Origin of the sequence: Acidovorax sp. Leaf73 (genome assembly GCF_916855635.1) — a bacterium.
Taxonomy (GTDB): domain Bacteria; phylum Pseudomonadota; class Gammaproteobacteria; order Burkholderiales; family Burkholderiaceae_C; genus Acidovorax; species Acidovorax facilis.
The window spans coordinates 327,787-353,291 of the sequence record NZ_CAKASI010000003.1 but is presented as its reverse complement, the minus strand read 5'-3'; the positions used below and the strand labels follow the sequence as shown (position 1 = coordinate 353,291).

General features: G+C 63.8%; 17 protein-coding genes. 11 read left to right on the top strand and 6 right to left on the bottom strand.

The annotated features are described in order from the left end of the window. Positions 1–50 precede the first annotated feature (50 nt). On the bottom strand, positions 51–587 hold the full coding sequence (locus tag LPA35_RS11405; RefSeq protein ID WP_228897063.1) for an SRPBCC family protein: 537 nt from the start codon (positions 585–587) through the stop codon (positions 51–53). A 24-nt stretch (positions 588–611) separates the two neighbouring features. Then, positions 612–1,025, bottom strand: coding sequence for a YciI family protein (locus tag LPA35_RS11400; RefSeq protein WP_121508052.1), 414 nt, complete (start codon positions 1,023–1,025; stop codon positions 612–614). A gap of 236 nt (positions 1,026–1,261) precedes the next feature. On the opposite strand from LPA35_RS11400, the gene LPA35_RS11395 reads away from it, so the two are divergent. The 4 genes from LPA35_RS11395 to LPA35_RS11380 all read left to right on the top strand — a co-directional run bounded on the left by LPA35_RS11395 (position 1,262) and on the right by LPA35_RS11380 (position 8,756). Continuing rightward, positions 1,262–4,069, top strand: coding sequence for a WG repeat-containing protein (locus LPA35_RS11395; RefSeq protein WP_228897062.1), 2,808 nt, complete (start codon positions 1,262–1,264; stop codon positions 4,067–4,069). Between the two features lie 191 nt (positions 4,070–4,260). Next, on the top strand, positions 4,261–6,285 hold the full coding sequence (locus LPA35_RS11390; RefSeq protein ID WP_228897061.1) for a TonB-dependent siderophore receptor: 2,025 nt from the start codon (positions 4,261–4,263) through the stop codon (positions 6,283–6,285). Positions 6,286–6,288: 3 nt separating this feature from the next. Beyond that, positions 6,289–6,834 carry a YfiR family protein gene (locus LPA35_RS11385; protein ID WP_228897060.1) on the top strand — a complete coding sequence of 182 codons (546 nt, stop codon included), beginning with the start codon at positions 6,289–6,291 and terminating at the stop codon, positions 6,832–6,834. Beyond that, positions 6,831–8,756: a bifunctional diguanylate cyclase/phosphodiesterase gene (locus LPA35_RS11380; protein WP_228897059.1), complete on the top strand. Its 1,926-nt coding sequence runs from the start codon at positions 6,831–6,833 to the stop codon at positions 8,754–8,756. Before LPA35_RS11385 ends, LPA35_RS11380 begins: the two co-directional genes overlap by 4 nt. A gap of 19 nt (positions 8,757–8,775) precedes the next feature. Here the strand turns inward: LPA35_RS11380 and LPA35_RS11375 are convergent, their stop codons facing one another. Continuing rightward, entirely contained in the window at positions 8,776–9,138 is a 363-nt protein-coding gene (locus LPA35_RS11375; RefSeq protein ID WP_055393669.1) for a YciI family protein, read from the bottom strand. Positions 9,139–9,550: 412 nt separating this feature from the next. Between LPA35_RS11375 and leuA the strand changes: the two genes are divergently transcribed. From leuA to LPA35_RS11360, 3 genes are all read left to right on the top strand, one after another. Next, positions 9,551–11,230 carry a 2-isopropylmalate synthase gene (gene leuA, locus LPA35_RS11370; protein WP_121508049.1) on the top strand — a complete coding sequence of 560 codons (1,680 nt, stop codon included), beginning with the start codon at positions 9,551–9,553 and terminating at the stop codon, positions 11,228–11,230. A 132-nt stretch (positions 11,231–11,362) separates the two neighbouring features. Then, positions 11,363–11,869, top strand: coding sequence for a C40 family peptidase (locus LPA35_RS11365; protein WP_176887658.1), 507 nt, complete (start codon positions 11,363–11,365; stop codon positions 11,867–11,869). 196 nt (positions 11,870–12,065) lie between these two features. After that, entirely contained in the window at positions 12,066–13,166 is a 1,101-nt protein-coding gene (locus LPA35_RS11360) for a 3-deoxy-7-phosphoheptulonate synthase (protein WP_228897058.1), read from the top strand. Between the two features lie 29 nt (positions 13,167–13,195). Here LPA35_RS11360 and LPA35_RS11355 read toward each other — a convergent pair whose 3' ends face one another. After that, positions 13,196–13,654, bottom strand: a complete 459-nt coding sequence (locus LPA35_RS11355; RefSeq protein ID WP_176887660.1) for a PaaI family thioesterase — start codon at positions 13,652–13,654, stop codon at positions 13,196–13,198. Next, positions 13,651–14,094 (bottom strand): MerR family DNA-binding transcriptional regulator, encoded by a 444-nt coding sequence (locus tag LPA35_RS11350; RefSeq protein ID WP_121421742.1) that lies wholly within the window; start codon positions 14,092–14,094, stop codon positions 13,651–13,653. The genes LPA35_RS11355 and LPA35_RS11350 overlap by 4 nt, the downstream gene beginning before the upstream one ends. 333 nt (positions 14,095–14,427) lie before the next feature. On the opposite strand from LPA35_RS11350, the gene LPA35_RS11345 reads away from it, so the two are divergent. Further along, complete coding sequence (locus tag LPA35_RS11345; protein ID WP_228897057.1) at positions 14,428–19,314, top strand: EAL domain-containing protein; 4,887 nt, start codon at positions 14,428–14,430, stop codon at positions 19,312–19,314. Between the two features lie 1,011 nt (positions 19,315–20,325). On the opposite strand, the gene LPA35_RS11340 is transcribed toward LPA35_RS11345, so the two are convergent. Further along, a complete protein-coding gene (locus LPA35_RS11340; RefSeq protein WP_228897056.1) occupies positions 20,326–20,922 on the bottom strand; it encodes a Spy/CpxP family protein refolding chaperone in 597 nt (198 codons plus the stop codon). 416 nt (positions 20,923–21,338) lie between these two features. On the opposite strand from LPA35_RS11340, the gene LPA35_RS11335 reads away from it, so the two are divergent. From LPA35_RS11335 to LPA35_RS11325, 3 genes are all read left to right on the top strand, one after another. Then, entirely contained in the window at positions 21,339–22,403 is a 1,065-nt protein-coding gene (locus LPA35_RS11335; RefSeq protein WP_228897055.1) for a recombination-associated protein RdgC, read from the top strand. A 159-nt stretch (positions 22,404–22,562) separates the two neighbouring features. Then, positions 22,563–23,552 (top strand): acyltransferase, encoded by a 990-nt coding sequence (locus LPA35_RS11330; protein WP_228897054.1) that lies wholly within the window; start codon positions 22,563–22,565, stop codon positions 23,550–23,552. Positions 23,553–23,569: 17 nt separating this feature from the next. After that, positions 23,570–25,501 (top strand): acyltransferase family protein, encoded by a 1,932-nt coding sequence (locus tag LPA35_RS11325; RefSeq protein WP_228897053.1) that lies wholly within the window; start codon positions 23,570–23,572, stop codon positions 25,499–25,501. Positions 25,502–25,505: the final 4 nt, after the last annotated feature.

Here is a 25,505-nt window from a genome sequence, read left to right as displayed (position 1 = left end):
GAAGGTAAAGCGAAACGAAAGGTTTTGCAAAGCGCAACAGGGGATGGGGCTCAGCCGGCAGGCTTTTGCGCCACAGCCTGCAGGTTGACCAGGCCGTCTTCAAAGTCCTGGCCCACCATGCGGTCCATGTTGAAAACCAGGTGCGCAATCTTGGCCAGGTAGGGCACAGGGCCGTGCATGGCCCAGGTGACGCGGGTGGTGCCTGCCCCTTCGGGCTGCAGCGTGAACTCGACCTGGTTGTGGGCTTCGAACGGGGCCACAAAGTCGAGCTTCATTGCCACGCGCGCCGGGGCCTTGGCATCGACGATCTCCATGCTGCCGGTGCCCACCTTGTCGCCCTGCCACGCATAGCGCGCGCCGGGGCCGATGGTGTTGGCGCTGTACTCGCCCTTGGCGGCGGGGTCCTTGCGTTCGTACGGGTTCCAGGTGTTGAACTGGCGCAGGTCGTGGATGAGGCCGTACACACGCTCGGGCGGGGCGGAGATGACGCGGCTGCGCTCCACGCGGAAGGTGTCGGGGCGGGTGGCAGCAAACGCCAGGAAAAGTCCCAGCGCCGCCAGCAGCACAAGGGCAACGGTCTTGATCATGGTAGAGGGTCCTCCCGGTTGGTTTCAGCCGCGCATCGCTTCGAGGTCATGGAATTTCTCCACGCCTTCGACGCCGGCAAAGTCCTCCATCTCAAAGAGCTGGCGCACTTCGATCTCGGCATCGAGCCCCTCACCCCGCGGATTGGGAAAGCGGCGCGTCCATTCCAGCGCCTCGCCCTTGCTGCGCACCTGGATCAGGGTGTAGCCGGCGATGAGTTCCTTGGTTTCGGTGAACGGCCCGTCGGTCACGGTGCGGCCGCTGGCGGTGTAGCGCACACGCCAGCCCTGCGCGCTGGGCTTGAGGCCGCTGCCGTCCAGCAGCACGCCCGCATGGGCCAGTTCTTCGTGGTAGCGGGCCATCTCGGCCATCAGGGCGGCGCTGGGCATGCAGCCTTGTTCGGATTCGGCGGTGGCTTTGACGATGATCATGAATCGCATGGGGTTCTCCTGAAAGTGATGGGTTGAGGGCCCGTTGGTGGACCTTCACCTGCACGACGAACGAAGGCCGGGCAGATCGACAGGATGGTTCAAAAAATCAGGGTAACTACGTAGAAAAAAGTCGCCAAGGTGTCAGGTGCAGCCCAAGGTGTGGGGCATTTGCCAAGGCGTGCAAATGGTTACGCGCCCGGCCAGACACCCTCGGTAGGATGCCGCGCGGAGAGCCCCCGAGCACAATGAACGAAGACAGCGACATCACCACCGAACCGGCCCCTCCCTGGCTGGCCAGCATTCCGCTGGAACCCAGTTGCCAGAGCCCGGCCCTGGTCATCGTCCACCCCGGGCGGGCCGTGGTGCCACCAGAAGGCTTGAAGGCGGTATTGCGCTTCAACGCCGACGGGCGCGGCGGCTGGGTCAGCGCTGCCCAGGCCGACAACTCGCTGTGGGGCTATATCGATGGTGAAGGCTGCTGGCGCGTGCCGCCCGCGCTGCAGAACGCACGCAACTTTTCAGAAGACGGACTGGCGCGCTTTTGCGACAGGGGCCGCTGGGGCTTTGTGGACCTGGCGGGTGCGGTGGTCATCCCCCCGACCTTCGACAACGCCCACCCATTCCGCAACGGGGTGAGTGCCGTGCAGGTGGGCCAGGATGCATGGCGCCCCATCAACCGCGAGGGCCAGCCCACCAGCGACGAAGTTTTTCATGAACTGGGCCTGTTCGGCGCGAACGGCCTGGCCCGCGCCACGCTGTGGAAAAAGGATAGCAACCAGCGCACCCAGGGCTTTGTGGACCGCGCGGGCCGCTGGGTGATTGAACCCCGCTTTCGCGATGCCAAGCCGTTTGGCGAGTCCCCCACCACGGCCGCATCGCTCGATGGAGAACGCTACGGGCTGATCAATGCCCGGGGCGATTGGGTGTTGAAGCCGCATTACCCCAGCATCGACGCCTTCAACAGCGATGGCCTGGCCTACTTTGACGAACCCAACGCCTGGGACAACGGCCACGGCTATCTCGACGCCCGGGGCAAGGTGGTGGTCAAGGGTGGCCGCCACCTGTCTCGGCGCATGGTCTGCGGCGTGGTGGCCAACAGCTACGACGGCACGGGTTTTCTCTCGGCCGAAGGCAAGCCCTTGCCCGGCCCGCGCCTGAGCTATGGCTCGGACTTTTCTGCCGAGAGCGGCTTTGCCGTGGTGCGCACCGCCGCGCAAGGTCCGTCGGCCTGCGCCACCTGGGGCCTGCTGCATCCCGATGGCCGTTTCGTGCCGGCACCGGCGCATCTGCTGGAGCCGCTGACCAACGGCGATGGCTGGCTGGTGGGCAATACGCCCGATACCCCGCTGGTGCCGTTCCTCACCCGCGATGGTCAGCTGGCGTACATCGACGGCGAAGGGGTTGTGGTCTGGCGCGCGCACTATGACGGCCAGCAGGTGGCCTTGCTCGGCGCCGAAGGTGCGCCCCTGTGGCGCAGCGGCGTGCGCGAGAACTGCTGGCCGCCCCGGCCCTTTTTCCATGCCCCCCTGACCGACCACCTGGAAGGCCTGGACACGCTCGACGGCATCGTGCCCCTGGCCAGCCGCCTGCTGGCCCAGGCCGAGACACGCCTGCACCAACTGGCTGCGGGCGACATGCTGCAAGCTGACCGCGCGGGCACGGAAAAGGACGATGACGGCACCGACGATGAGGAAGATGCGGACGACCCAGACCAGGTGCAGGCCGACCGCACCGTGGTCGTGCGCCGGGTCATGCGCGCCTACCTGAGCGATTCGCACAACGGCCCGTATGAATTCCTGTCTGCCGACCTCCACCGCGCGGTGAACGAAGCCCGCGAGGCCATGGTGCAGCGCCTGTCAGCGCGCTTTGGCCCGGCCGACCCGGACCCCGAACACGCCACCCCCTGGCACCGCAGCGGCGACCACACCCAGGCCTGGGCCTCGCCGCTGGCCAGACCCCTGCCCGGTGATGGCGGAGTGCTGCGCGAATCGCGCGAGCAGTGGCTCACGCTGTACCAACATGCGGATTCCGGCGATGGCGACGCATGGTGGGAGCTGTGGCTGATGGCAGCGCCCAGCGTGGATGCGCTGCAGCTTGCGCAACGTGCGCGTTCTGCACCGCCAGCACCCCAGGCCCAAGCCGCCGACGAGACCACGCTGATGGCACAGCTGCAGTCGCACCCACGTACGCTGGCCGATGTGCCGCGTGAACACATCACCCACGCCATGGTGGACGCCGCGCTGGCCACCGATGAAGACACCGTGCGCTTTGTGCCCAGGCGGCTCATGACACCCGCACGCTACGCCACCGCACTGCGGCAGGGTGTGAAAAGCTTTGCGCAAATACCGGCCGGGATGCTCAGCGAGGACGCCTGCATCGCCCACGTGCAGGACGGTGGCTGGCGCCTGGAACAGGTGCCCGAGACCTTGCGCACCGTCGCTGTCTGTGCGCACGCGCTGCGCCGCAGCCCCAGTGCGCTGGAACACGTGCCCGAATCCCTGCGTGCGCAGGCGCGCGAAGCGATAGCCCAGCTACCCCCGGATGCACAGGAAGAAGACCCGCCACGCGCGGGTGGCGACCTGGGCGACTGGTTGTCCCGGCGCGTGGTGGGCTCGGCCCTGCGAGGCCAGGACACCACGGCACGCAGGCTCCAGCACAAGGGGTTTTTGGCAGCGTTTGTGATGCAGGCAGCACTGACCGCCAAGTCAGACACGCCCCCCACCCTCAGGGGGATGGCGGGGTGGTTCGAGCAGCGGCCAGTGCTGGCGCTGGTGGCCCACCTGCTGCTGGGCCTCGCAGCCTTGGTGGGCCATGCATTCGTCTCGGTCGCGGCCTGGCGGGCCGAGGGCCCGTGGATCGGGCTGGGCACCTTCGCACTGATGGGATTTGCGGAGCTGTACTGGGCGTGGCGTTTTGTAGCGTCCAGCCCCTGGAGCCCCTGGTTGGCGCTTGCAGCCACCCTGGTGGTGGTGTACGTGTTCGGCTGGCGCCGCCTGTATCGCCGCGTGGGGCTGGCCTATGCGGCACGTGAGGGCATCACGCCCGTCGAGTGAGCTCCGGCAAGGGTTCACGGGCCGGCCGCTGCATTTTTTACAGTTTTCTAGGGGTCATCACCGATCCCCGGAGGGACTGTTCGGTCCCGGCGATGGATACACTTTGTAAACCTTTCGCCCCACTGATTCACGAACCTCCAGAACGCCTTGGCCTGCATGCGCGGGCCTTCACCACAGCGGGTGCACCACCCATGCAAAGAGGATCGGAACCCAATACAACCCAGCGGACACAGCAGCTGGTGCTGGCGCTGCTGTGTGGCTTTGCATCCCACGCTGCCGCGCAGGCGGACATTGCCCAGCTGCCGCTGGAACAGCTCATGCAGATGGAGGTCCGGACGGCCAGCCGGTATGCGCAAACCGCCCTGGAAGCGCCTGCCGTGGTGAGCGTGGTGACCGCAGACGACATCCGGCTTTTTGGCTACCGCACGCTGGCGGAAGTGCTGGGCAGCATGCGCGGGCTGTATGTCTCGTACGACCGCTCTTACCACTACCTTGGCACACGCGGCTTTGCCACACCGGGCGACTACAACACCCGGGTGCTGCTGCTGGTCAACGGCGTGCGCTTTAATGACAACCTCTACGACCAGGCCACCATCGGCACGGATTTCCCGCTCGACCTGGACCTGGTGGACCGCGTGGAGTTCGTTCCCGGGCCGGGCTCTGCGGTGTATGGCGCCAATGCGTTCTTTGGCGTGGTCAACGTCATCACGCGCAACGGCCGCCAGCTGGCCGGGCCGCAGATCAGCGTGGAGGCGGGCAGCCAAGGCAGCGCCAAGGCACGCTTCTCGCTGGGCACGGTGGATGCCCAGGGCAGCGACTGGCTCATCGCGGTGACGCGCTCCAGCAGCCGGGGGGCAGACCAGTACTTTTCGGCGTTCGACGCGCCCGAGACCCACCATGGTGTGGCACACCGCCTGGATTTCGACCGCAGCACGCAGCTGTTTGCCCGCATGCAGCGGGAGGGGCTCACGCTCACCCTGGCCCATGGCGAGCGCACCAAGGGCACGCCCACGGCTTCGTTCTCGCAGGCCTTCAACGACCCACGCTCGCGCTACATCGACACCACCACCCGCCTGGCGGCCGAAACCACGCACCAGATTTCGCCCTCACTGGCGCTCACCGGCCGCGTACACGCCGGGCGCTACCGCTTCGTGGGCGACTATGTGTACGACTACCCACCCCTCACGGTCAACCGCGACGTCGGCACCGGGCAGTGGTGGGGCACCGACTGGCAGTGGGTCAGCACGGCGTTTGCACGCCACAAGCTCGCCTGGGGCATCGACTACCGGCGCGACACCCGCATCCAGCAGCTCAACGTCGATCTGGACCCACCCGCCCAGTACCTGGACACTCGCCGCTCGGGCGATGCGCTGGGCATCTACATGCAGGATGAATTTGCGCTGGCGCCCACACTCACGCTGCACACCGGGCTGCGCTGGGGCAAGCAGTCCGGCAGTGCGGGCCGCTTCCATCCCCGGCTGGGCCTGGTGTATTGGTGGACCCCCTCTACCGCCCTCAAGCTGCTGCACGGCACGGCCTACCGGCCCCCCAATGCCTACGAACGCGACTACCGCGTGGACCTGCCCGGCGGCATCGTCAGCTCGGAGGGGCTTCGGTCGGAAAAGGTGCGCACCACAGAGCTGGCCCTCGAACATGCCCCCACCGGCGCCACCCGCATGCTGCTGACGGCGTTCCGGTCGCAGGTGACCGACCTGATCGCGCTGGGCGATGCGAACGCAGCGGAAAGACTGAATTTCGGCAACACCGGCAGCGTGCGCGTTCACGGGCTGGAAGCCGAGGTGGAACAGCGCTGGCAAGGCGGCTCGCGCCTGCGTGTGGCCTATGGCTGGCAAAAGGCGCGCAACACCAGCACCCCCCAGCCGCTGACGAACTCTCCCCGGCACTTGCTCAAGGTCCAGTGGTCGGACACCCTGGCGCTGGGCGCATGGGCAACGCCAGGCGCTGGCAGGCCGGGCCAATATGCCGTGGAGGCCATTGGCGTGGGCGCGCGCGCAACCCGTTCGGGCGCACGCCTGCCGGGGACCATCGTCACCAACCTCGTCTACACACAACGCTTCGCGGATGTGGACGTGTCGATGGGCGTCTACAACCTGTTCAACCACCGGCATGCAGATCCCGCCTCGTACGAGATCCGCGAAGAATCGATCCGGCAGGATGGACGGACCTACCGGCTCAAGCTCACCTACGCGTTCTGAGCCATGTACAACGCCATCCACCTGGGCAAGATACTGTGGTTCGGCCTTTGTTTGCTGGGCGGGTTGGTCGGCCTGGCGCATGCCACCAACCCCGTGGAAGAACCCGACCTCAAGGCCGCCTATATCTTCAACTTCATCCAGTTCATCGAATGGCCTGAAAACGACAGCGCCATGGGCAGCGAACTGACCGTCTGCGTCTCGCCCTTCAGTCCACTCAAGCGCCCCCTGACCGCCCTGGAAGGCAAACAGGCCGCCAAAGGCCGTAACGTGCGGATCAGGCTGCTGGAGATGGCCAGCCTGCGCGACTGCAGGGTGCTCATCCTGCAAAACGCAGACGTAGAGCAGGCATTGCGAGCGCTTCGAACCCTGTCTCAGGGCCATGGCGTGCTGACGGTCTCGGATGAGCTGACCTTCGTCAACCCGGAGATCGTCATCGCTCTCACCCAGCAGGACGGGCGTATCGTGTTCGGCATCAGCCCCGACGCCGCCGCCAAGGCGGGTCTCACGATCAGCTCCCGACTGCTGCGGCTGGCCAAGGTGAACCGATGAGAACCCAGGCCCCCGAACCCCAGATTGCCATCCCGGCGCCACCGCTGCCGCCCGTGCTGCTGTCGTCCAGGCTGGTGGTAACGGGCATCCTGGCGGCGGGCCTGGCGCTTTTGACGGTGGTGCTGGCACTCACAGGGCTGGACTACTGGAGCACGCGCCAGTCCATGCTGCAGGACAGCCGCGTGGAGGCCGCCATCGTCGCGGACAACATTGCGGCCGCTGTCATGTTCCGAGATGCGCGCACGGCCAACGAAATGCTCGCGGCGCTGAAGTCGTCGCCCATGGTGCTGGGCGCCGGGGTGTACGACGCCCAGGGCCTGCTGCTGGCGCACTACACACGCGGGCCAGACGACAACTTCCCCGCCACGCTGGCGGCCACAGGCATGGGCGGGTTGACCGAGCGTGCGGGGCTGAGCGTGCTGGAGATTGCCCGGCCGGTTGAAACGGCGGGCGTGGCAGAGGGAACGCTGTACTTTCGCAAGTCCATGCGTGCGGTGTACTCGCGCCTGGCCATTCGTTTTGTCAGCGCGTTGCTGATTGCCGGGTGTGTGATGGCCATGGCCGCCGCCATGGTGCTGCGCAGCCGGGCGGCCGTGCGCAACGCCGAGAACCGGCTGCACGCGCTCGCCCATACCGATGCCGTCACGGGCACGGGCAACCGGCACGCCTTCAATGAACGCCTGGCCGCAGCGATCGAAGCCGCCCGGAACCATGGCACCCGCGTGGCCCTGGTGTACATCGATCTCGACAATTTCAAGACGCTCAACGACACCTTCGGACATGCGGCCGGAGATGGTTTGCTGCGCCAGGTGGCGCGGCGCCTGCAGTCCGTGGTGCGCAGCACCGACGCGATCTCGCGCCTGGGGGGCGACGAGTTCGCCGTGATCCTGCCGCTGGACATGGACGACGCAGCGCTCAACACCTATGGCCAGCGGATTGTCGGCACCTTCCACCATTCGTTCACCGAAGTCGGCCAGCAGATGACCATGACCTGCAGCGCTGGCATCGCCACCTTTCCGGGTGATGCGGCCGACATGGACGGCCTGGTCAGCAATGCCGATACGGCCATGTACCGCGCCAAGGAAATGGGCAAGAACCGCTGTGTGCGGTTTGACGCGTCGATGAACCAGGCGGTGGTCCGGCGCCAGGCCATCGAGCATGCACTGCGCGCCGCGCTCCAGCAGGGCGAGGGCCTCGCGCTGCACTACCAGCCGCTTTTTGCCGCCACCGACCGCGCCCTGGTGGGCGCCGAGGCGCTGCTGCGCTGGTCGCATGCGGAGCTGGGCAACGTTTCGCCGCTGGAGGCCGTGATGGTGGCCGAGGACTGCGGCCTCATCGTGCCGCTGGGCTACTGGGTGATGCGCACGGCCTGCCGCGATGCCGCCCGGTGGCAGGCGGGCGGGCCGCTCCGGGTGTCGGTCAACATCTCGGCACGGCAGTTGGGCGACCCGCAGTTTCTGGAGCGCGTGATGGACATCCTGCGCGAAGAGGGCCTGCCCGCCCACCTGCTCGAAATCGAACTCACCGAAACCGTGCTGATGGACAACATGGAGGCCGGTGCGCACACCCTGCACCGCCTGAGCCAGCTGGGCATCCACCTGGCCATTGACGACTTTGGCACCGGCTACTCCTCCCTGGCCTACCTGCGGCAGTTGCCGATGCGGCGCCTCAAGATCGACCGCAGCTTTGTCAAGGACCTGCCCGGCCAGGAACACAGCCGCACCATCGTCACCGCCATCGTGGCGCTGGCCCACGGGCTGGGGCTGCAGATCACAGCCGAAGGGGTGGAAACGCCCGAGCAGGCCGACTACCTGGTGCGCCAGGGCTGCGATGTGCTGCAGGGCTACCTGTTTGCGCGGCCCATGCCAGTGGGGGAGTTTCAGGTACAGCTGCAGGAAGGTACTGCGCGCCGGGGAGTGTGAAAAGCGTCAGCGCCCCGGATCACAAAGCCCCGTGGTAACACGGCGCCACTTCGCGCACCTCGACAGTGGCCCATTCGGCGGCCGGGCATTCACGGGCAATGGCCACAGCCTCCTCGCGCGTGGCGCAGTCGAGCAGGTAAAAACCACCCACCATTTCTTTCGTCTCGGCAAAGGGTCCATCGACCATGCGGGCCTGGCCTTCGCGCACCTGCAGGCGCACGGCCTGCTCGGTGGAGGCCAGCGATTCGGAGGCACGCAGCAGGCCCCGGGCCTGCAGGCCTTCGCCAAAACGCAGCATGCGCGCATAGGCCTCCTGGCCCCCCGCCAGCCCCCGCTCGGCCCGTTGGCCGTGGGGTTCCATGATGAGCAGCATGTAGGCCATGAAAAGATCTCCTGACGAAACAGATGGGGAGGGCACGCAACGAAAGGCGCCATCCTATCAGCAGTATTCACTATTATTTTGATAGCTATCAGCGCTTATCCATCAAGCGCTATCGGCAATTTTCATCAAAATTATTGCGCACCGCAGCAAGCCTGTGCTATCTTTGCCACCTATGCAACGCAGCATGCTCCTATCCACCCTATCGCTAGGCCTAGTGCTTGGCCGGGGTCTGCCTGCGTTCGCCACCGTTGCCTGATCCGCTCAGCGCAACACCTGATCTCCCCCTGACCCCGGCCCGCGAACCAGCCTTTGCACATGCAAAGGGCTGCAGGGGATGTCATTCGTTTCTAGATTCGTTTGACCTGTGCACCGTGTCTTTCACACCGCACACACCGTTCGTGGAGCCTTTGTCATGATTTCCAAACCCGCCACCAAGTACCAGCCCATTGCCCCGGTCGCGTTGACCGATCGCCAGTGGCCCACTCGCAGCATCACCCACGCGCCCGTGTGGCTGTCCACCGATTTGCGCGACGGCAACCAGGCCTTGTTCGAGCCCATGAACGGCGAGCGCAAGATGAAGCTCTTTGAAGAGCTGGTGCGCATCGGCTTCAAGGAGATCGAGGTCGGTTTTCCGGCAGCATCGCAGACGGACTTCGACTTTGTGCGCCGCCTCATCGACGAGAACCTCATCCCCGATGACGTGACCATCATGGTCATGACCCAGTCGCGCGAGGACCTCATTGCGCGCACCGTGGAGGCCGTGAAAGGCGCGCCCCGCGCCATCGTGCACCTCTACAACGCCACGGCCCCCGCATGGCGGCGCATCGTGTTCGGCATGAACGTGACGCAGGTGATGCAGCTCATCGCGCACCACGTGGGCTACCTCAAGCAGCTTACCGATGCACAGCCCGAAACGCAGTGGACCTTGCAGTATTCACCCGAGACCTTCAGCGCCACCGAGCTCAGCGTTTCCCTCAAGGCCTGCCAGACCGCGATTGCCGCGTGGAACGCGGGCCCCGGCCGTCCCATCATCATCAACCTGCCCACCACGGTGGAGAACGCCACGCCCAACGTGTTTGCCGACCAGATCGAGTGGATGGACCGGCACCTCAGCCCGCGCGAGCACATCACGCTTTCGGTGCACCCGCACAACGACCGGGGCACGGGCGTGGCGGCGGCAGAACTCGCGATGATGGCCGGCGCCGACCGCGTGGAAGGCTGCCTCTTCGGCAACGGCGAGCGCTGTGGCAACGTGGACATCGTGACGCTGGCGCTCAACATGTACACGCAGGGCGTGCACCCCAACCTCGACTTCTCGGACATCACCTCGGTCGCGCGCATTGCCGAAGAATGCACCTCGCTGCCCGTGCACCCGCGCCACCCGTATGCTGGCGACCTGGTGTTCACCGCATTCTCGGGCTCGCACCAGGATGCGATCAAAAAAGGCTTTGCCGCGCAAGACCCGAACGCCTTGTGGGAAGTGCCGTACCTGCCCATCGACCCGGCGGACCTGGGCCGCACCTACGACAGCGTGATCCGTGTGAACAGCCAATCGGGCAAGGGCGGCATTGCTTTCCTGCTCGAACGCGAACACGGCGTGGTGATGCCGCGCCGCATGCAGGTCGAATTCAGCGCGGTAGTGCAACGGCAGACGGACGCGAGCGAGGGCGAAATGAGCGGCGAGGCGCTGTGGGACTTGTTCCAGACCACATACCTGAAAGCGCCTGCGCACGCCGCCATCACCTGCCACAGCCACAAGCTCGATGAAGACGGGCAGGGCATCGAGCTGGACGTGACCATCGACGGCACGCGCCAGCATTTGCGCGGCCAGGGCAACGGGCCGATTGCCGCCACGGTGGATGCCCTCGGCCTGCCGCTGCGCGTGGACCACTATGAAGAGCGCGCCACCGGCACGGGCGCCAACGCCCAGGCGCTGGCGATTGTGGAAGCAGCCATGGACGGCGTGGCGGGCTCCACCTTTGGCGCGGGGGCTAGCCACAACATCGTGACGGCGTCGGTACAGGCCATCGTGAGCGTGGCCAACCGGTTGCTGCTGCGGCGCCAGACGGCCGAAATCACTGCGACGGCGTGAGCTCCCAAGTGTTGTAAAAAAGATAGCTGCCAACGCTTGATGTACAAGCGCTGGCGGCATTTTTGACCAATATCCCCAAGGCAGGAACGGCGTCAGCGCATGCGCCGGGCTCCATCCGTTACCCTTCGGTCCATGCGCGTTTTTCACAGTCTGGCCTTTGCCGCCTGCACCGCCGCCCTGCTGGCCCTGGGCGGCTGTGGCACCTCACGGCCGCCTTCGACGTCTTCTTCTTCGTCCGCCCCGATCCGCACCACGCCGCCCCTGACCGCCGAGCAGGCACACGACATCGCCATCCACGCACTGGGCCTGGTGGGCACGCCATACCGTTACGGCGGCAACACGCCCGACTCGGGTTTCGACTGCAGCGGGCTGATTGGTTACGTGTACCGCAACCAGGTCGGCACACCGCCGCCGCGCACGGTGGCGCAGCTCAACAACTGGGGATACCGAATCGACGGTGGGGAGTTGCGCGCCGGAGACCTGGTGGTGTTTGGCACCGGCCGCCAGCCCAACCATGCGGGCATCTATGTGGGGGAAGGGCGTTTTGTGCACGCGCCCTCCACGGGCGGAACGGTGCGGCTGGATCACCTGCAGTCGCGCCATTGGGCGCGGCAGAATGCGGCGTTCCGCAGGCCTTGAATTCGGACACCCCCCTGAGCGGCTTCGCCGCTTCCCCCCGCTCTCGCATCGCTGCGCGCTGCGGGCAGGGGGACGACGCACTCGCTGCGGGGCGGCCCTTGCTCTGCGTCACTGGCCTGGGCCGCGCCAGTTCCGAGCCGTGTGACCACCTCCTTGACCAGCAGGCAACGGCGGCTCCGCGACAATCGGGGCCACCATGACCCACGCACACCGCTCCGCCAACCCCATTTCCACCCACGACACCACCCGCATTGATGACACGCGCATCAAGGCCGTGCGCCCGCTGATTACACCTGCGCTGCTGCAGGAGTGGCTGCCCGCACCCGATGCGGCGCAGGCGCTGGTCGAATCGAGCCGCGCCGCCATCTCACGCGTCCTGCACGGGCAGGACGACCGGCTCATCGTGGTGGTGGGGCCCTGCTCCATCCACGACCACGACCAGGCCATGGACTACGCGCGCCAGCTCAAGCAACAGGCGGATGCGCTGCAGGCCGACCTGCTCGTCGTCATGCGCGTGTACTTTGAAAAGCCGCGCACCACGGTGGGCTGGAAGGGCTACATCAACGATCCGCACCTGGATGGAAGTTTTGCCATCAACGAAGGGCTGGAGCTGGCGCGCCAGTTGCTGCTCGATGTGCTGGCCACGGGCCTGCCGGTGGGCACCGAATTTCTGGACCTGCTCTCGCCACAGTTCATCAGCGACCTGGTGAGCTGGGGCGCGATAGGCGCGCGCACCACCGAGAGCCAGAGCCACCGCCAGCTGGCCAGTGGCCTGTCGTGCCCCGTGGGCTTCAAGAACGGCACGGATGGCGGCGTGAAGGTGGCCAGCGACGCCATCCAGGCCGCGCAGGCATCGCACGCGTTCATGGGCATGACCAAGATGGGCCAGGCCGCCATTTTTGAGACGCGCGGCAACCAGGACTGCCATGTGATCCTGCGCGGCGGCAAGCAGCCTAACTACAGCGCTGCCGATGTGGATGCTGCCTGCGCCATGCTCAAGGCGGCGGGCCTGCGCGAGCAGGTGATGATCGACGTGAGCCATGCCAACAGCAGCAAGCAGCACCAGCGTCAGATCACGGTGGCGGCAGAAGTGGCCGAGCAGATTGCAACCGGTGATGCGCGCATCACCGGCCTGATGATCGAAAGCCATCTGAACGAAGGCCGACAGGACATCGTGCCCGGCCAGCCGCTGCAACACGGCGTGTCGGTGACTGACGCCTGCATCAGCCTGGCGCAAACCGTGCCGGTGCTTGAAGGGTTGGCGGCCGCCGTGCGGGCGCGGCGCTCGCGGGCGTAATCCCACCGCAGAACGGGACGGCCCGCCACCTACCGCGCAGCGGCGGGATCGATATTGCGCGCCGTGGCCAGAAGCGTGGCGCACAGGGTTTCCTGGCCGTTCCCGTCCACCGCAAAAACGTCGGACGCGCAGACGGTGAGTAACCGCCCCGCATCCACCACACGCCCGCGCGCACGCAGGCAAACGCCCCGGGCAGGCGCCACGAGTTTCACGGTCGCATCCACCGTGGCATTGGTCCACCCCGGCGGCAACACGCTGCCTGCTGCCGCCACCGCCGCAAAGTCGGCCACGGCAAACACAGCCGTGGCCTGCAACTGGCCGGGGCGAAAACTGAAGGCCTCACTCACCGGAATCTCCATCTCAACCCGGCCCGGTTCGGCGTGGACGAAGCGCAGCCCGAGCGTGCGGGCCATGGGCATGGCCAGCACAAAGGCCTGCAATGCGGCGATGGAGGCCGTGGGCAAAGGGGATGGCGAAGACAAAGTCATGGCGTTTTCCTGGAGGTTGGGGTTTGGGAGGGGGACTTGGTGGATGTGCTGGGCCGCACGCGCGGCCAGGCGCGGGGTGTCTCTCGCTTGCGTGTCTGTTGCGCCTGCAGCCACGCCTGGTGGTCGAGCACCACCTGCTTTTGGGCCTGCAACTGGCCGATCTGCTGCTCCAGCATGGCCACGCGTTCCTGCAGGGCCAGCACCATGTCGTCGATACCCAGCGTACCGGCGCGGTAGTCGTCAAGCCGCCGGGCAATCTGCGGCAGCGCAAAGCCCAGCTGGCGGGACATGGCGATGAACACCACCTCGCGCTTGATGCTGGCGGGATAGTCCCGGTATCCGTTGGCCCGGCGGTGCGGGCGAATCAGCCCCAGCCGTTCATAGTGGCGCAGGGCGTGGACGGACACCGAGGCCTGGCGGGCAAGTTCGGAGATCTGCATGGCACACAGGCTAGCAAGCCTGATGCTGCGCGAAGGTTGCCTTGGCGACTGTTTCCGCGCTGCCCGTGGTCGCTGGGCCGGTTTCCCCTTTGGGGCAAACCCGCATGCTGCGGTGCGTCAACATGGGTCTGTGCGGTGTAGCATTGCTGCTTTATTACAAGTTGTGGCCCCGGCGTTTGCGACTTCCTGCAGCGGCTGGGCCGTCCGGCATGTGCCGCCTTACCGCTCCACTTCCTTGTTGACGCAACTCCGGCCCTCCTACAACCCTCCCCAGGCAGCAAGGCGCCTGGAGGTCGGATGCGTGCCCCTGGGCCTGGCCCCAGCGTAACCACCATGCCGCCTGCGCACGCACCCCAAGAGGCCGCGCGGCTCCACGCACTGCAGTCCTACGCCATCCTGGATACCCCCCCGGAAGACGCGTTTGACCAGTTGGCCACACTGGCCGCGCGCGTCTGCGGCTGCCCCATGGCCGTGGTCAACTTTGTAGACAGCGAGCGCCAGTGGTTCAAGGCAGCTGTGGGCGTGCCTTTCGCGCAGACCGACCGTGCCATTGCCTTTTGCGTCCATGCGCTGGATGGCAACCGCGATGCCGTGGTGGTGCCGGACGCCCGCCAGCACCCCGCATTTGCGAGCAATCCGCTGGTGGTGGGCGAACCCCGTGTTCGTTTTTACGCCTGCGTGCCCCTTGTTACGCCGGAGGGCTTTGCACTGGGAACGCTGGCGGTGCTGGACACCGTGCCCCGCACGCTGGGGGACGAGCAGCTCGACGGTCTGAAGATCCTGGCAGGCCAGGCCATGGTGCAGCTGGAGCTGCGCCGCCAGAAGCGCCTGCTGGCCCAGCTGGTGCAAGAGCGCGACCAGATGCATGCGGAGATGCTGGCCCAGAGCGATGCGCTGCGTGTGGCAGGACAGATTGCGCGCATAGGAGGATGGACGGTAGAGCTCCCCAGCCTCCAACTAACTTGGTCACAGGAGATCGCTGCCGCCTACGGGCTCACCCACCGCGTAGGCAGCCTGGCCCAGGTGCTGCAGCTGTACACCCCGCCCTACCGGGTGCACCTGCAAAAGGCCTTTGATGAATGCATGCACCATGGCACCCCCTTCGACGTCGAGGCTGAGGTGGCCATGCCTGGTGGCGGGCGATTCTGGGTGCGCACAGCAGGACAGGCGGCGCGCGATGCCCATGGCCAGATCATCCGCATCCAGGGCGCCTTCCAGGACATCTCGGTCCAGCACCAGGCGCGGCAGGCACGCCGCGAGAGCGAAGAACGCTTTCACCTGGTCTCGCGTGCCACGGCCGATGCTGTGTGGGACTGGAACCTGCACACCGATGCCATGTGGTGGAACGAGGGCATGCAGAACCTGTTCGGCGTACCGCTGGACGAGCTGCCCCCCGACAGCACTTCCTGGACCCTGCGGCTGCACCCCGACGACAGCCAGGAAATCCTCCACAGCATCCACGCAGCCATTGATGGCACCGACAACCACTGGTCGGCCGAGTACCGCTTTCTTCGGAAGGACGGCACGTATGCCTGGGTGCTGGACCGGGGCTTCCTGATCCGCGACTCCTCCGGCAAGGCCGTGCGCATGGTGGGCGGCATGACCGACATCAGCGTACAGAAGCTGACCGAGCTCGACGCGCAGCGTGATGCGCAGAACCATGCCGAGCTGCTGCATGTGCAGCAGCGCATCTCGTCGCTGGACATGCCCCTGCCCGACGTGCTGCAACTGGTGGCCGACACGGTGCTGCGCCAGACGCTGGCCCGGGGCGCGCTGGTGGAGCTGTTGCAGGGCCACCAGCTGGTGGCGCAGGCCTCGGCAGGCGACCATGTGCGGCCCGTGGGGCACCTGCTGGCCGTGGACCAGAGCCTGCTCTGGCCCGCACTGCGCGAAGGGCGCACCGTGGTGTGCAACGACACCGAGGCCGAGGGCTGGGACATGGCTTCGCTGCCCCACCGCCATGGCGTGCGCTCCGTGATGGCGGTGCCGCTGCGCACGGCGCAGGGGGTGGTGGGCTCGCTCAAGGTGACGTCTGACAAGCCCAACGCGTTCTCGCGGCGCGACGTGGCGCACCTGGAGATCCTTACCGAATCCCTGGGAGCCATGGTGCAGCTGCGGCATGTGGCCGGGCAGCTCCGGGCGTCGGAGCAGCAGTACCGCATGCTGTTCAACGAGCATCCCCATCCCATGTGGGTGTACGACAAGGAAACGCTGCGCCTGCAGGCTGTGAACCAGTCGATGGAAACCCACTACGGCTACACCGAGGCCGAGCTGCTGGCCATGAACATGACCGACCTGTGGCCCGCCGAGCGGCACGCAACCATCCGGGAGGCCCTGCATGCGATTGCGATCGACCAGCGCAACAAGCCAGTGATCAGCCGCCACGTCAAGAAGGACGGCAGCTTCATGGATGTGGAGATCACGGCTGGCAGCATCAGCTTCAATGGCCGCCCGGCACGCCAGGTGCTGGCCACCGACGTGACCGAACGCCTGCGCACCGAGCGCGAACTGGCCCGCATGGGCCGTGCGCAGCGCCTTCTGAGCGCCTGCAACGAAACCCTGGTGCGCGCCACCTCCGAAACCGCGCTGCTGCAGGCCATCTGCCAGATTGCCGTGGACATTGGCGGTTACCGCATGGGCTGGGTGGGGTTTGCGCTGGACGACGAACGCAAGTCCATCCAGCCTGTAGCCCACGCGGGCTACAACCAGAACTACCTCGAAAACCTGCAGCTTTCCTGGTCGGCCGATGACCCCTACGGCCGGGGGCCGGCGGGCATGGCGGTGCGTTCGGGCAAGCCCGTGATCGTGCAGGACATCCGCACCGAAGGCGACTTTGCCGACTGGACCGAGCGCATGCTGGACCACGGCTTCCACGGTGTGATCTGCCTGCCTTTGCAAGACCGTGATCGCAACCGCGACCGTACCTTTGGCCTGCTGTACCTCTACGCGCCGGACATTCTGCAGATCAGCCCTGAAGAGGCAGCCCTGCTGCAGGAACTCTCCAACGACCTGGCCTTTGGCATCACCAGCCTGCGCGCGCACAAGGCGCAGCAGCGGTTGCAGGCCTCGGTGCTCAAGGTGGCGGCGGCCGTGTCGGCCAGCACCGGCACCGAGTTTTTTGTGCAGCTGGTGCGCAACATGGCCGATGCCCTGGGGGCCCAGGGCGGCTGCGTGGTGCGGTTGCTGCCCCAAGCGCAAGGGCAACCACCCCGGGTGGTCACGCTGGCGGCGGTGCTGGACGGCCAGATGCTGCCCAACGACGAATACAGCCTGGAGGGCACGCCCAGCCTCATGCTGCTGACGCAGCGCGAGTACGTGGTGACCGACAAGGTGCAGCAGCGCTACCCGGATGCGCCCGTGCTCCGTTACGTGGGCGCGCAGGCCTACGCAGGACAACAGCTGTGCAATGCCGACGGCGAAGTGGTGGGCATTGTGTTCGTGCTGTTCCGCCAGGCCATTGCTGAGACGGATTTCATCGCCTCCACGCTGCAGATCTTTGCCGCGCGCGCTTCGTCCGAGATCGACCGACAACTGGCCGACGCCCGCATCCGCCACCAGGCCTCGCTGCTGGACAAGGCGCAGGATGCCATCCTGGTGCGCGACCTGGAACACCGCATCATCTTCTGGAACAAAAGCGCCGAGCGCCTGTACGGCTGGTCGCAGCTGCAGGCGCTGGGCCAGTCCATCGAGACCCTGCTTTACGACGACCCCGCCCACTTTCGCCATGCCACCCAGTCGGTGCTGGAGCAAGGCGAGTGGACTGGTGAGATCGTGCAGCGCCACCGCGATGGCAGCACCATCGAGGTCGAGGGCCGCTGGACCCTGGTGCGCGGTGATGACGGCCAGCCGCAATCCATCCTCGCCATCAACACCGACATCCGCCAGCGCAAGGCCAGCGAGCGTGAAATCCAGCGCCTGGCGTTCTACGACGCGCTCACCGGCCTGCCCAACCGCATGCTGCTCATGGACCGCATGGCCCATGCGCTGGCCAATGCCCAGCGGCGCCAGCAGGGCGGGGCGCTGCTGTTCATCGACCTCGACAACTTCAAGACCCTGAACGACACCCTGGGCCACGACCAGGGTGACCTGCTGCTGCAGCAGGTGGCGCAGCGCCTGAACACCTGCGTGCGCAGCGTGGACACGGTGGCCCGGCTGGGCGGCGACGAGTTTGTGGTGATGCTGGAAGAGCTGAGCCCCAAATCCCACGAACTGGCCCTGCACGCGCGGGGGGTGGGCGAGAAGATCCTGGCCATGCTGGCCGTGCCCTATGCGCTGGCAGGCTACCAGTACCGCAGCACACCGAGCATCGGCATCGCGCCCTTCACCGGCGAGTTGACCAGCGTGGGCGAGCTGCTCAAGCAGGCCGACCTGGCCATGTACCAGGCCAAGACGGCAGGGCGCAACACCCTGCGCTTTTTCGACCCCGACATGCAGGCCGTGGTGACGGCCCGCGCCGGGCTGGAAACCGACCTGCGTGCCGCACTGGCGCAGGAGGAATTTTTGCTGCACTTCCAGCCGCAGATGCACCAGTCGGGCCGCTGTGTGGGCGTAGAGGCCCTGGTGCGCTGGGCCCACCCGCAGCGCGGCATGGTGCCCCCTGCCGTATTCATACCGCTGGCCGAGGAAACCGGGCTCATCCTGCCACTGGGCCGCTGGGTGCTGCACACGGCGTGCAAGCTCCTGGCCACCTGGCAGGCCGACCCGCAGCTGGCCCACCTGACCATGGCGGTGAACGTGAGTTCGCGCCAGTTCCGCCACGCCAGTTTTGTGGACGACGTGGCCCGGGTGCTGGCCATCACCGGGGCACCGGCCCACCTGCTCAAGCTGGAGCTGACCGAAAGCCTGCTGGTGGAAGACATGGAGACCACCATCGCCACCATGGCCGCGCTGCGTTCGCACGGCGTGGGCTTCTCGCTGGACGACTTCGGCACCGGGTACTCGTCGCTGAGCTACTTGAAGCGCATGCCGCTCGATCAGCTCAAGATCGACCAGAGCTTTGTGCGCGACCTGCTGACCGACCCCAACGACGCCGCCATTGTGGACACCATCATTGGCCTGTCGCGCAGCCTGGGCCTGGAAGTCATCGCCGAAGGCGTGGAAACCCCCGAGCAACGCGAGCTGCTGGCCCGCGCGGGCTGCCAGCTCTACCAGGGCTACCTCTTCAGCCGCCCCCTGTCTGCGGACCTCCTGGGGGCCTTCCTGCGCCCTGCGGCTGCGTAGACGGCCTGCACAGCCCCGCGTTTTCCCCGATCGCCTTGCCACAACCGGCCCCGTGCACGGTGGTCGGCTGCGGTTTTCTCCCTGGGGTTGTGTCCCGTGCGCCCCCAAACATCGCCCCGTCCAGATGACAACCCCTGCCCTCGGGTGTGCCCCAAGTTGTCCCTCTGTCTTCTTCTTATGTTGTCTATAAATACATAGTCATAGTAGTAGAAGGCGGCACGGAATGTGGACAACCGCTTTTTTCCCAACCGCAGCGCGCACTTGCAGGTGCGCCAACCCTGTGCACCGATCCCTCTTGCCGTTGTCACGGGAACGGGGACAAAACACAGCGCCTGTCTTTTTCTGTGGATAACCACGTGGTTGTGCCAGAACTATCCCCAGTCTTGCGCACCGGCCCTGGTTCGTCATGAATTTGTGCGAAAAATTGGCTCTATCGCTTACTGCATAAGCGATATTAGCTACTTTATTGATAGCAAACAGGAATTGCAGGAGCCGTGCAGCAAGTGCCGCTCCATCTCCACCTCAACAAAGCGGTGCCCAAAAACAGAGGTCCGCATCCAGGTCTTGTTCATGCCCCCCTTTCTGGGGCAGCCCACCAGAACGCGTGTGCGCTGCGGAATGGTGTTTCGAGGGGTTCTGGTTATTCTTCTATAGTTCTATATATAAATAGCAGTAGTAGTAGAGCAAGCCACTTTCTGTGGACAAGGCCAATTTGTTCAATGCTGGCGCGGGGTTGCGCAGCTGCAAAGTCTGTGTGGCGGTCTGCACAAAGAGCGGGGCTCGCAGACAACAACTTCGCGCCATCGCCGTTTTGTGTGGATAACTGTCCAGTTGTGCCAGAACTGTTCCCAGTGTTATCCACAACGGGTGCCCGTCGGCAACCTTTTCCATCCCACAAAGCACAAAGCCCGGGGTCCGTGGAGGACTCCGGGCTTTGTCAGGCAAGAAGAGAGGGAACCGCCGCCCACCTCTGAGCCGCCCCCTGCGTCAGGGCGGTCCCAGGAGGGGGATTTACTTCGCGGGTGCTGCCTGCGGTTGCTGATGGCGGCCTTCGCCACCCCGCATGCCGTGGTGCCCGTGTCGGCCTTCGCCGTCGCCCTTCATGCCTGCCATGCCTCCCATACGGTGGCCGTGGTGGGCCTGGGCGTCAAAGGTTTTTTGCTGCTCGGGCGTCAGTGCCACGTAGAAGGCCTTGGTGGCCTCGCCACGGCGGTCGGCCTCGGCGGCGTGCTGGGCGCGCATGGCCCGCATGCGGTCGATGCGCTCGGGGGTGGTCAGTTTGTCCATGTTCTGGCGGTCCAGACGGGCAGGGCGTTCGCCCGGTTGCATGGCCGCAGTGAACGTTGTCCACGCGGGTTCTTGCGCGGCGGTCAGCTTGAGTTGGCCCTTGAGGGCGGCCAGGCGTTTGGCATGGTGTTCGGCACGTTTTTCTGCACGGTCGCCATGGTGGCGTTCGTGCCGTTCCCCGGCCTTGTAGCGCGGGGCGGCTTCGGTTGTGGAGGCGCCAGCAGCGGGTGGGGTGGCCGGGGCAGGCTGGGCCAGAACAGGCAGGGCCAGCGCGGCCAGAACAGCGGTGGCGGCAAGGCGGTGTTGGAAGCGGAAAGCCATGGTGTGGGTCCTTTTACGGGGGTGGCTCGCTGGAACGACCGTTCCGGCGATTGAGAGTCAGTGTCCGCCCCACATGTATCGCGGCCGTGCGCGTTGGATGACGCTGTGTAAAGTTGTGCCAAGAAGCTGCAGGCCTGCGCGATCAAGGTTTTGATAAAAAATGGCCGCTAGCGCTTATCCATAAAGCGCTAGCAGCTATTATATTTATAGCTAATTCAGGCGACCATCGTTGCTTGTGCACTCCGGCCGAAGGCTGCGTGCCGACGACCACCGACAATGGCATGTTCCGTGTCGGGCGGGCTGTTTTGCTCACGGGTTCGATCGCTCGATCATCCGTTGGCAACAGCTTCACCGATAGAGAAAGTGCTCTCGCTGAAAGCGCTTCACCACCAACGCTCCCGAACAAAAGGTTATCTGTGTTCAAGAACATGATCGTGTACCGCATTGCCCCGCAATGGCAGGTTGAATTGACGCAAGTAGAAGAAGCCCTGGCCAAGGCGCCCTTCATGGAATGTGGTGCCACCCAGGAAAAGTCCCTGGGCTGGGTGCCCCCGCGCGGTGATGCACACGGCCCGCTGGCCGAGTCGGTCGGGGGCCAGTGGATCCTGCGCTTCATGGTCGAATCCAAAGTGCTGCCCGGCAGCGTGCTGGCCCGCCGCGTGAAAGAAAAGGCCGAGCGCATCGAGCAGGAAACCGGCCGCAAGCCCGGCAAGAAGGAAAGCAAGGAGCTGAAAGACGAGGCCAAGCTCGACCTGCTGCCCATGGCCTTCACCAAGCAGGGCTCGATGTGGGTGTGGATCGACACCACCTCGCGCCTGCTGGTGCTGGACACCTCCAGCCAGGGCCGCGCGGACGAAGTGGTCACCCTGCTGGTCGAGGCGCTGCCCGGCCTGTCGGTGTCGCTGCTGAACACCCAGACCAGCCCGCAGGCCGCCATGGCCCACTGGCTCAAGGAACAGGAGCCGCCCGTGGGCTTCACGGTGGACCGCGAGTGCGAACTCAAAAGCGCCAACGAGGAAAAAGCCGTGGTGCGCTACGCCCGCCACCCGCTGGATATCGAGGAGGTGCAGGCCCACATCGACGCCGGCAAGCTGCCCACCAAGCTGGCACTGACCTGGGACGACCGCGTGAGCTTCATGCTGACCGAAGGCCTGCAGATCAAAAAAGTGTCGTTCCTGGACACCGTGTTCGAGGGCACCAAGGCCGATGACGGTGGTTTTGATACCGATGTGGCGATTGCCACCGGCGAGCTGGTCAAGCTGATCCCGGACTTGATCGAGGCGCTGGGCGGAGAGGCGGAGAGTGGCGTGGCCAGTGCGGCAGCTGCGGTGGCTTCAGAGGGGGCCAGCATGCCAGCTCCTTCTGTGGAATCACGCGCCCCCACGAATTCAGCGCCTGCGCGAAAGAGTGGCGCTGGTGGCGTGGTGACGGGCCCTGCGCAAGTCCCGGTGGATACGGATCCGGAGTCGGCGCCGTTTTGAGCGGAGAGTGTGAGAGAGCTGAGAAGGTGCTTTCTCCTGAATGCCGAGGTGTCTGGCCTAACAGATGCCGGTTGTTTTGCCCGTGGTTTGGCCGGCATGCGACACCTACCTACCAATTCTGGTAGTTAATATTTAATTGTCTCGCTATAAAATATTTGGATGAGTATTATTTCTTCAAAAAATCACTCCATTGAAACCTTGAGAGCACTGGCCGTGCTCCTTGTTTTTGCGAATCATCTCCATACCTTGAAGGTTGTTTCTATTCCATATTTTGGAATTGTAGGGGGATGGATTGGGGTACAGATTTTTTTTGTTATCAGCGGATATTTGATTATTCAAAGCGCAATTAGATACTCTGCGATTGAATATATTAAACATCGATTTTTTAGAATATATCCGGCATACCTGTTCTGGTTTGTTTTATTTTCTCTGGTTTTTGGTCATTTTCAATTGGAATCAATGGACTTTGGAAGTCTATTGATTCATTTGTTTTTTCTTCAGCATTTTTTTCCAGAAGCTTATTTAAAATATAATGCCTTGAGCGTGAGCTGGACATTGACCATCGAAGTGGTATGGTATGTGATTGCATTTCTCATCGCCGCCAAGTTTTTTAAAAGCCCAACCAAAATTACAGCGATTTTTGTAGTCGCTGCATGCGTTTGGGTGTTTGGTGGTACCAAATGGCATCCGTTGGTAAAAAGCATGGAAGGAATATATGTGTATTTCTTTATTCAAAATAATGCGATTTCCCAGATGCCATTTTTTCTTTTTGGTGCGTGGATTGCGGTCAAAAATCCAAGGTATGACAAAGCAGCATTGTTAGCCGTATTTGTATCGACCGTGGTTCTTTTTAAATCATGGGAGCCAATATTTCCGTCACCGATATTCCTCACAGGTCTTGGAGTGGCGGCATTATTTCTTATTTTGAAAAATTCTGAGTATGAAAATCCGAAATCGGTGAAATTGATGTCGGATATTTCTTATTCATTCTATTTGATTCACTATCCAGTCATTGTTTTGACAACTTCTGTTGTTCAAAACAAGTACCATCAAATGTTTTTGTCTTTCTTTGCAACGGTTGCAATTTCTTATTTGAGCTATAAGCTGATTGAAAAGCCGTTCATGAACATGGCTAGACAAAAATCATAATTAATTTTGGCGGCTCAGTGAATACAGATAAAAAAATTGAATATCGTCCTGATATCGATGGATTGCGCGCCATTGCCGTATTGATGGTCCTTGCGGTTCACGCATCGCCTGCCAGCCTTCCCAATGGGTATGTTGGAGTGGACCTATTTTTTGTGATTTCGGGTTACCTCATTACATCCATTCTGTGCAGAGAGTTGGCTCAGGGGGATTTTTCCATTCGGGATTTTTACGTTCGCCGGATCAACCGTATCTTCCCCGCTCTGATCCTGGTGCTTCTGGGCTGCCTGCTTCTGGGCCCTGCGCTGATGTATCCAGGCGAATATGCCCAAATGGGCAAGTCGGCGCTGTTCAGTGCATTGTTTTCAGCCAATATTCATTTTTATCTGGAGTCTGGCTACTGGGATGTGGCCAGCAAGCTAAAACCGTTGCTGCATCTTTGGTCGCTTGGGGTGGAAGAGCAGTTTTACCTGTTGTGGCCATTGATTCTGTTATGGGCGCATCGTACGAAGCGTTCCATGGTGACGGTCTCTCTTGCCGTGGTTTTTGGCTCGATGGCGGTGAATCTGATCCTCACCAACAAAAGCCAGGCTGCGGGTTTCTACCTGCCGTTCGGGCGTCTTTGGGAGTTGGCCTGCGGCGGAGTGATGGCCTGTATTCAATGGCAAGCTGGAAGCAGGGTGTCCGCAAGTGCTTCTAGTGAAAAGCTGCGGCAGGATGTCTTGAATGTTGCAGGATGGTCCGGCATTGCTTTACTGGTCACTACCCAGGTTGTATTCATGGATGCCAACGCGTTTCCAGGCTTCTACACCCTGGCAGTGGTAATGGCCACCGCAATGCTGGTGCAAGCTGGGCCTGGCGCCTGGTTCAATCGCAAGGTGCTTTCGCACCCCGCATTGGTCTATGTGGGCAAACTGAGCTACCCGCTGTACCTGTGGCATTGGCCGCTGTTGGTTTTTGTACGCCTGCTGGGGGATGGGCGTTGGTCGTCATCCCATCGAAATCTGGCGGTTCTGGCTTCGATCCTTCTGGCCGTGCTTACCTACCACGGCATTGAAAGACCGTTGGCCAGACATGTGAAAAACAAGAGGCTTCTTGCGGTCCTGCTCTTGGCACTGATGGTGGTGGCAGGGGGGATCGCTTGGCTTGGGCTTGCAGGCAAGGTTCCGTTGACAGGCGTGCCCTACCCCAATGCGGCACTGACTGCCTACGACAAGCCAGAGATAAAAAGCCAGGGGAAGATAGCCTTGGTGGGTGACAGCAATGCAGGGCACTTGTTCTACGGCCTTTCGCTGCTGTATGGGAATCGGCTGGAGGTCGCGTCCACGCCGGGTTGGCCTTATCTTGATGGTGTCAGATACCGGCCGGGCTATATGCCGCATCCAGAACATGTGGGTACCCCGGAGATGACGGAACAGGTATTGCGCCGCCTGGAGTCAGATTCAGACGTCCGCTTGGTTGTCCTGTCCAATGTGTACTTGATTTACTTCACGGGCAATAGCCTGCGCAGTATCCGGGGTGCTGGGCCCGACGAGACATCGACCCAGGCGTATGAGCGCGGCCTGCGGCGCACCCTGGAGCGGCTGGTGGCCAAACAGAAGAAAGTGGTGTTGGTGAAGTCCATTCCTATTCATTCGGTGTTGCTGAATGTGACAGGCTGCGCTGGTGATGTCCGGCCCGCCTTGCGCCGCGAGCCCGCTGAATGTTTGCGGGCCAGGGATGCTGTCGATGCGGAAAGACGGGAATACGACGCCATGGTGGAACGGGTGATTGGCGGGCTGCAAGGCGTGCATGTGTTGAACACGCTGGATGAGCTTTGCGATGCTCAGTACTGCTATATCAACCACAAGGGGGTACAGATGTACATCGACCCAGGCCATTTCACTACGGCTGGGAGCCAGCTCATGGCGGCCGCTCTTGCTCGGAAGATTGAAGACGCGCTGGCGCCATGAAGCC

Excerpts from the sequence above, each read along its gene's own strand:
- LPA35_RS11405 (WP_228897063.1), bottom strand. The coding sequence starts at position 587 with ATGATCAAGACCGTTGCCCTTGTGCTGCTGGCGGCGCTGGGACTTTTC.
- LPA35_RS11400 (WP_121508052.1), bottom strand. The coding sequence starts at position 1,025 with ATGCGATTCATGATCATCGTCAAAGCCACCGCCGAATCCGAACAAGGC.
- LPA35_RS11395 (WP_228897062.1), top strand. The coding sequence starts at position 1,262 with ATGAACGAAGACAGCGACATCACCACCGAACCGGCCCCTCCCTGGCTG.
- LPA35_RS11390 (WP_228897061.1), top strand. The coding sequence starts at position 4,261 with ATGCAAAGAGGATCGGAACCCAATACAACCCAGCGGACACAGCAGCTG.
- LPA35_RS11385 (WP_228897060.1), top strand. The coding sequence starts at position 6,289 with ATGTACAACGCCATCCACCTGGGCAAGATACTGTGGTTCGGCCTTTGT.
- LPA35_RS11380 (WP_228897059.1), top strand. The coding sequence starts at position 6,831 with ATGAGAACCCAGGCCCCCGAACCCCAGATTGCCATCCCGGCGCCACCG.
- LPA35_RS11375 (WP_055393669.1), bottom strand. The coding sequence starts at position 9,138 with ATGGCCTACATGCTGCTCATCATGGAACCCCACGGCCAACGGGCCGAG.
- leuA (WP_121508049.1), top strand. The coding sequence starts at position 9,551 with ATGATTTCCAAACCCGCCACCAAGTACCAGCCCATTGCCCCGGTCGCG.
- LPA35_RS11365 (WP_176887658.1), top strand. The coding sequence starts at position 11,363 with ATGCGCGTTTTTCACAGTCTGGCCTTTGCCGCCTGCACCGCCGCCCTG.
- LPA35_RS11360 (WP_228897058.1), top strand. The coding sequence starts at position 12,066 with ATGACCCACGCACACCGCTCCGCCAACCCCATTTCCACCCACGACACC.
- LPA35_RS11355 (WP_176887660.1), bottom strand. The coding sequence starts at position 13,654 with ATGACTTTGTCTTCGCCATCCCCTTTGCCCACGGCCTCCATCGCCGCA.
- LPA35_RS11350 (WP_121421742.1), bottom strand. The coding sequence starts at position 14,094 with ATGCAGATCTCCGAACTTGCCCGCCAGGCCTCGGTGTCCGTCCACGCC.
- LPA35_RS11345 (WP_228897057.1), top strand. The coding sequence starts at position 14,428 with ATGCCGCCTGCGCACGCACCCCAAGAGGCCGCGCGGCTCCACGCACTG.
- LPA35_RS11340 (WP_228897056.1), bottom strand. The coding sequence starts at position 20,922 with ATGGCTTTCCGCTTCCAACACCGCCTTGCCGCCACCGCTGTTCTGGCC.
- LPA35_RS11330 (WP_228897054.1), top strand. The coding sequence starts at position 22,563 with ATGAGTATTATTTCTTCAAAAAATCACTCCATTGAAACCTTGAGAGCA.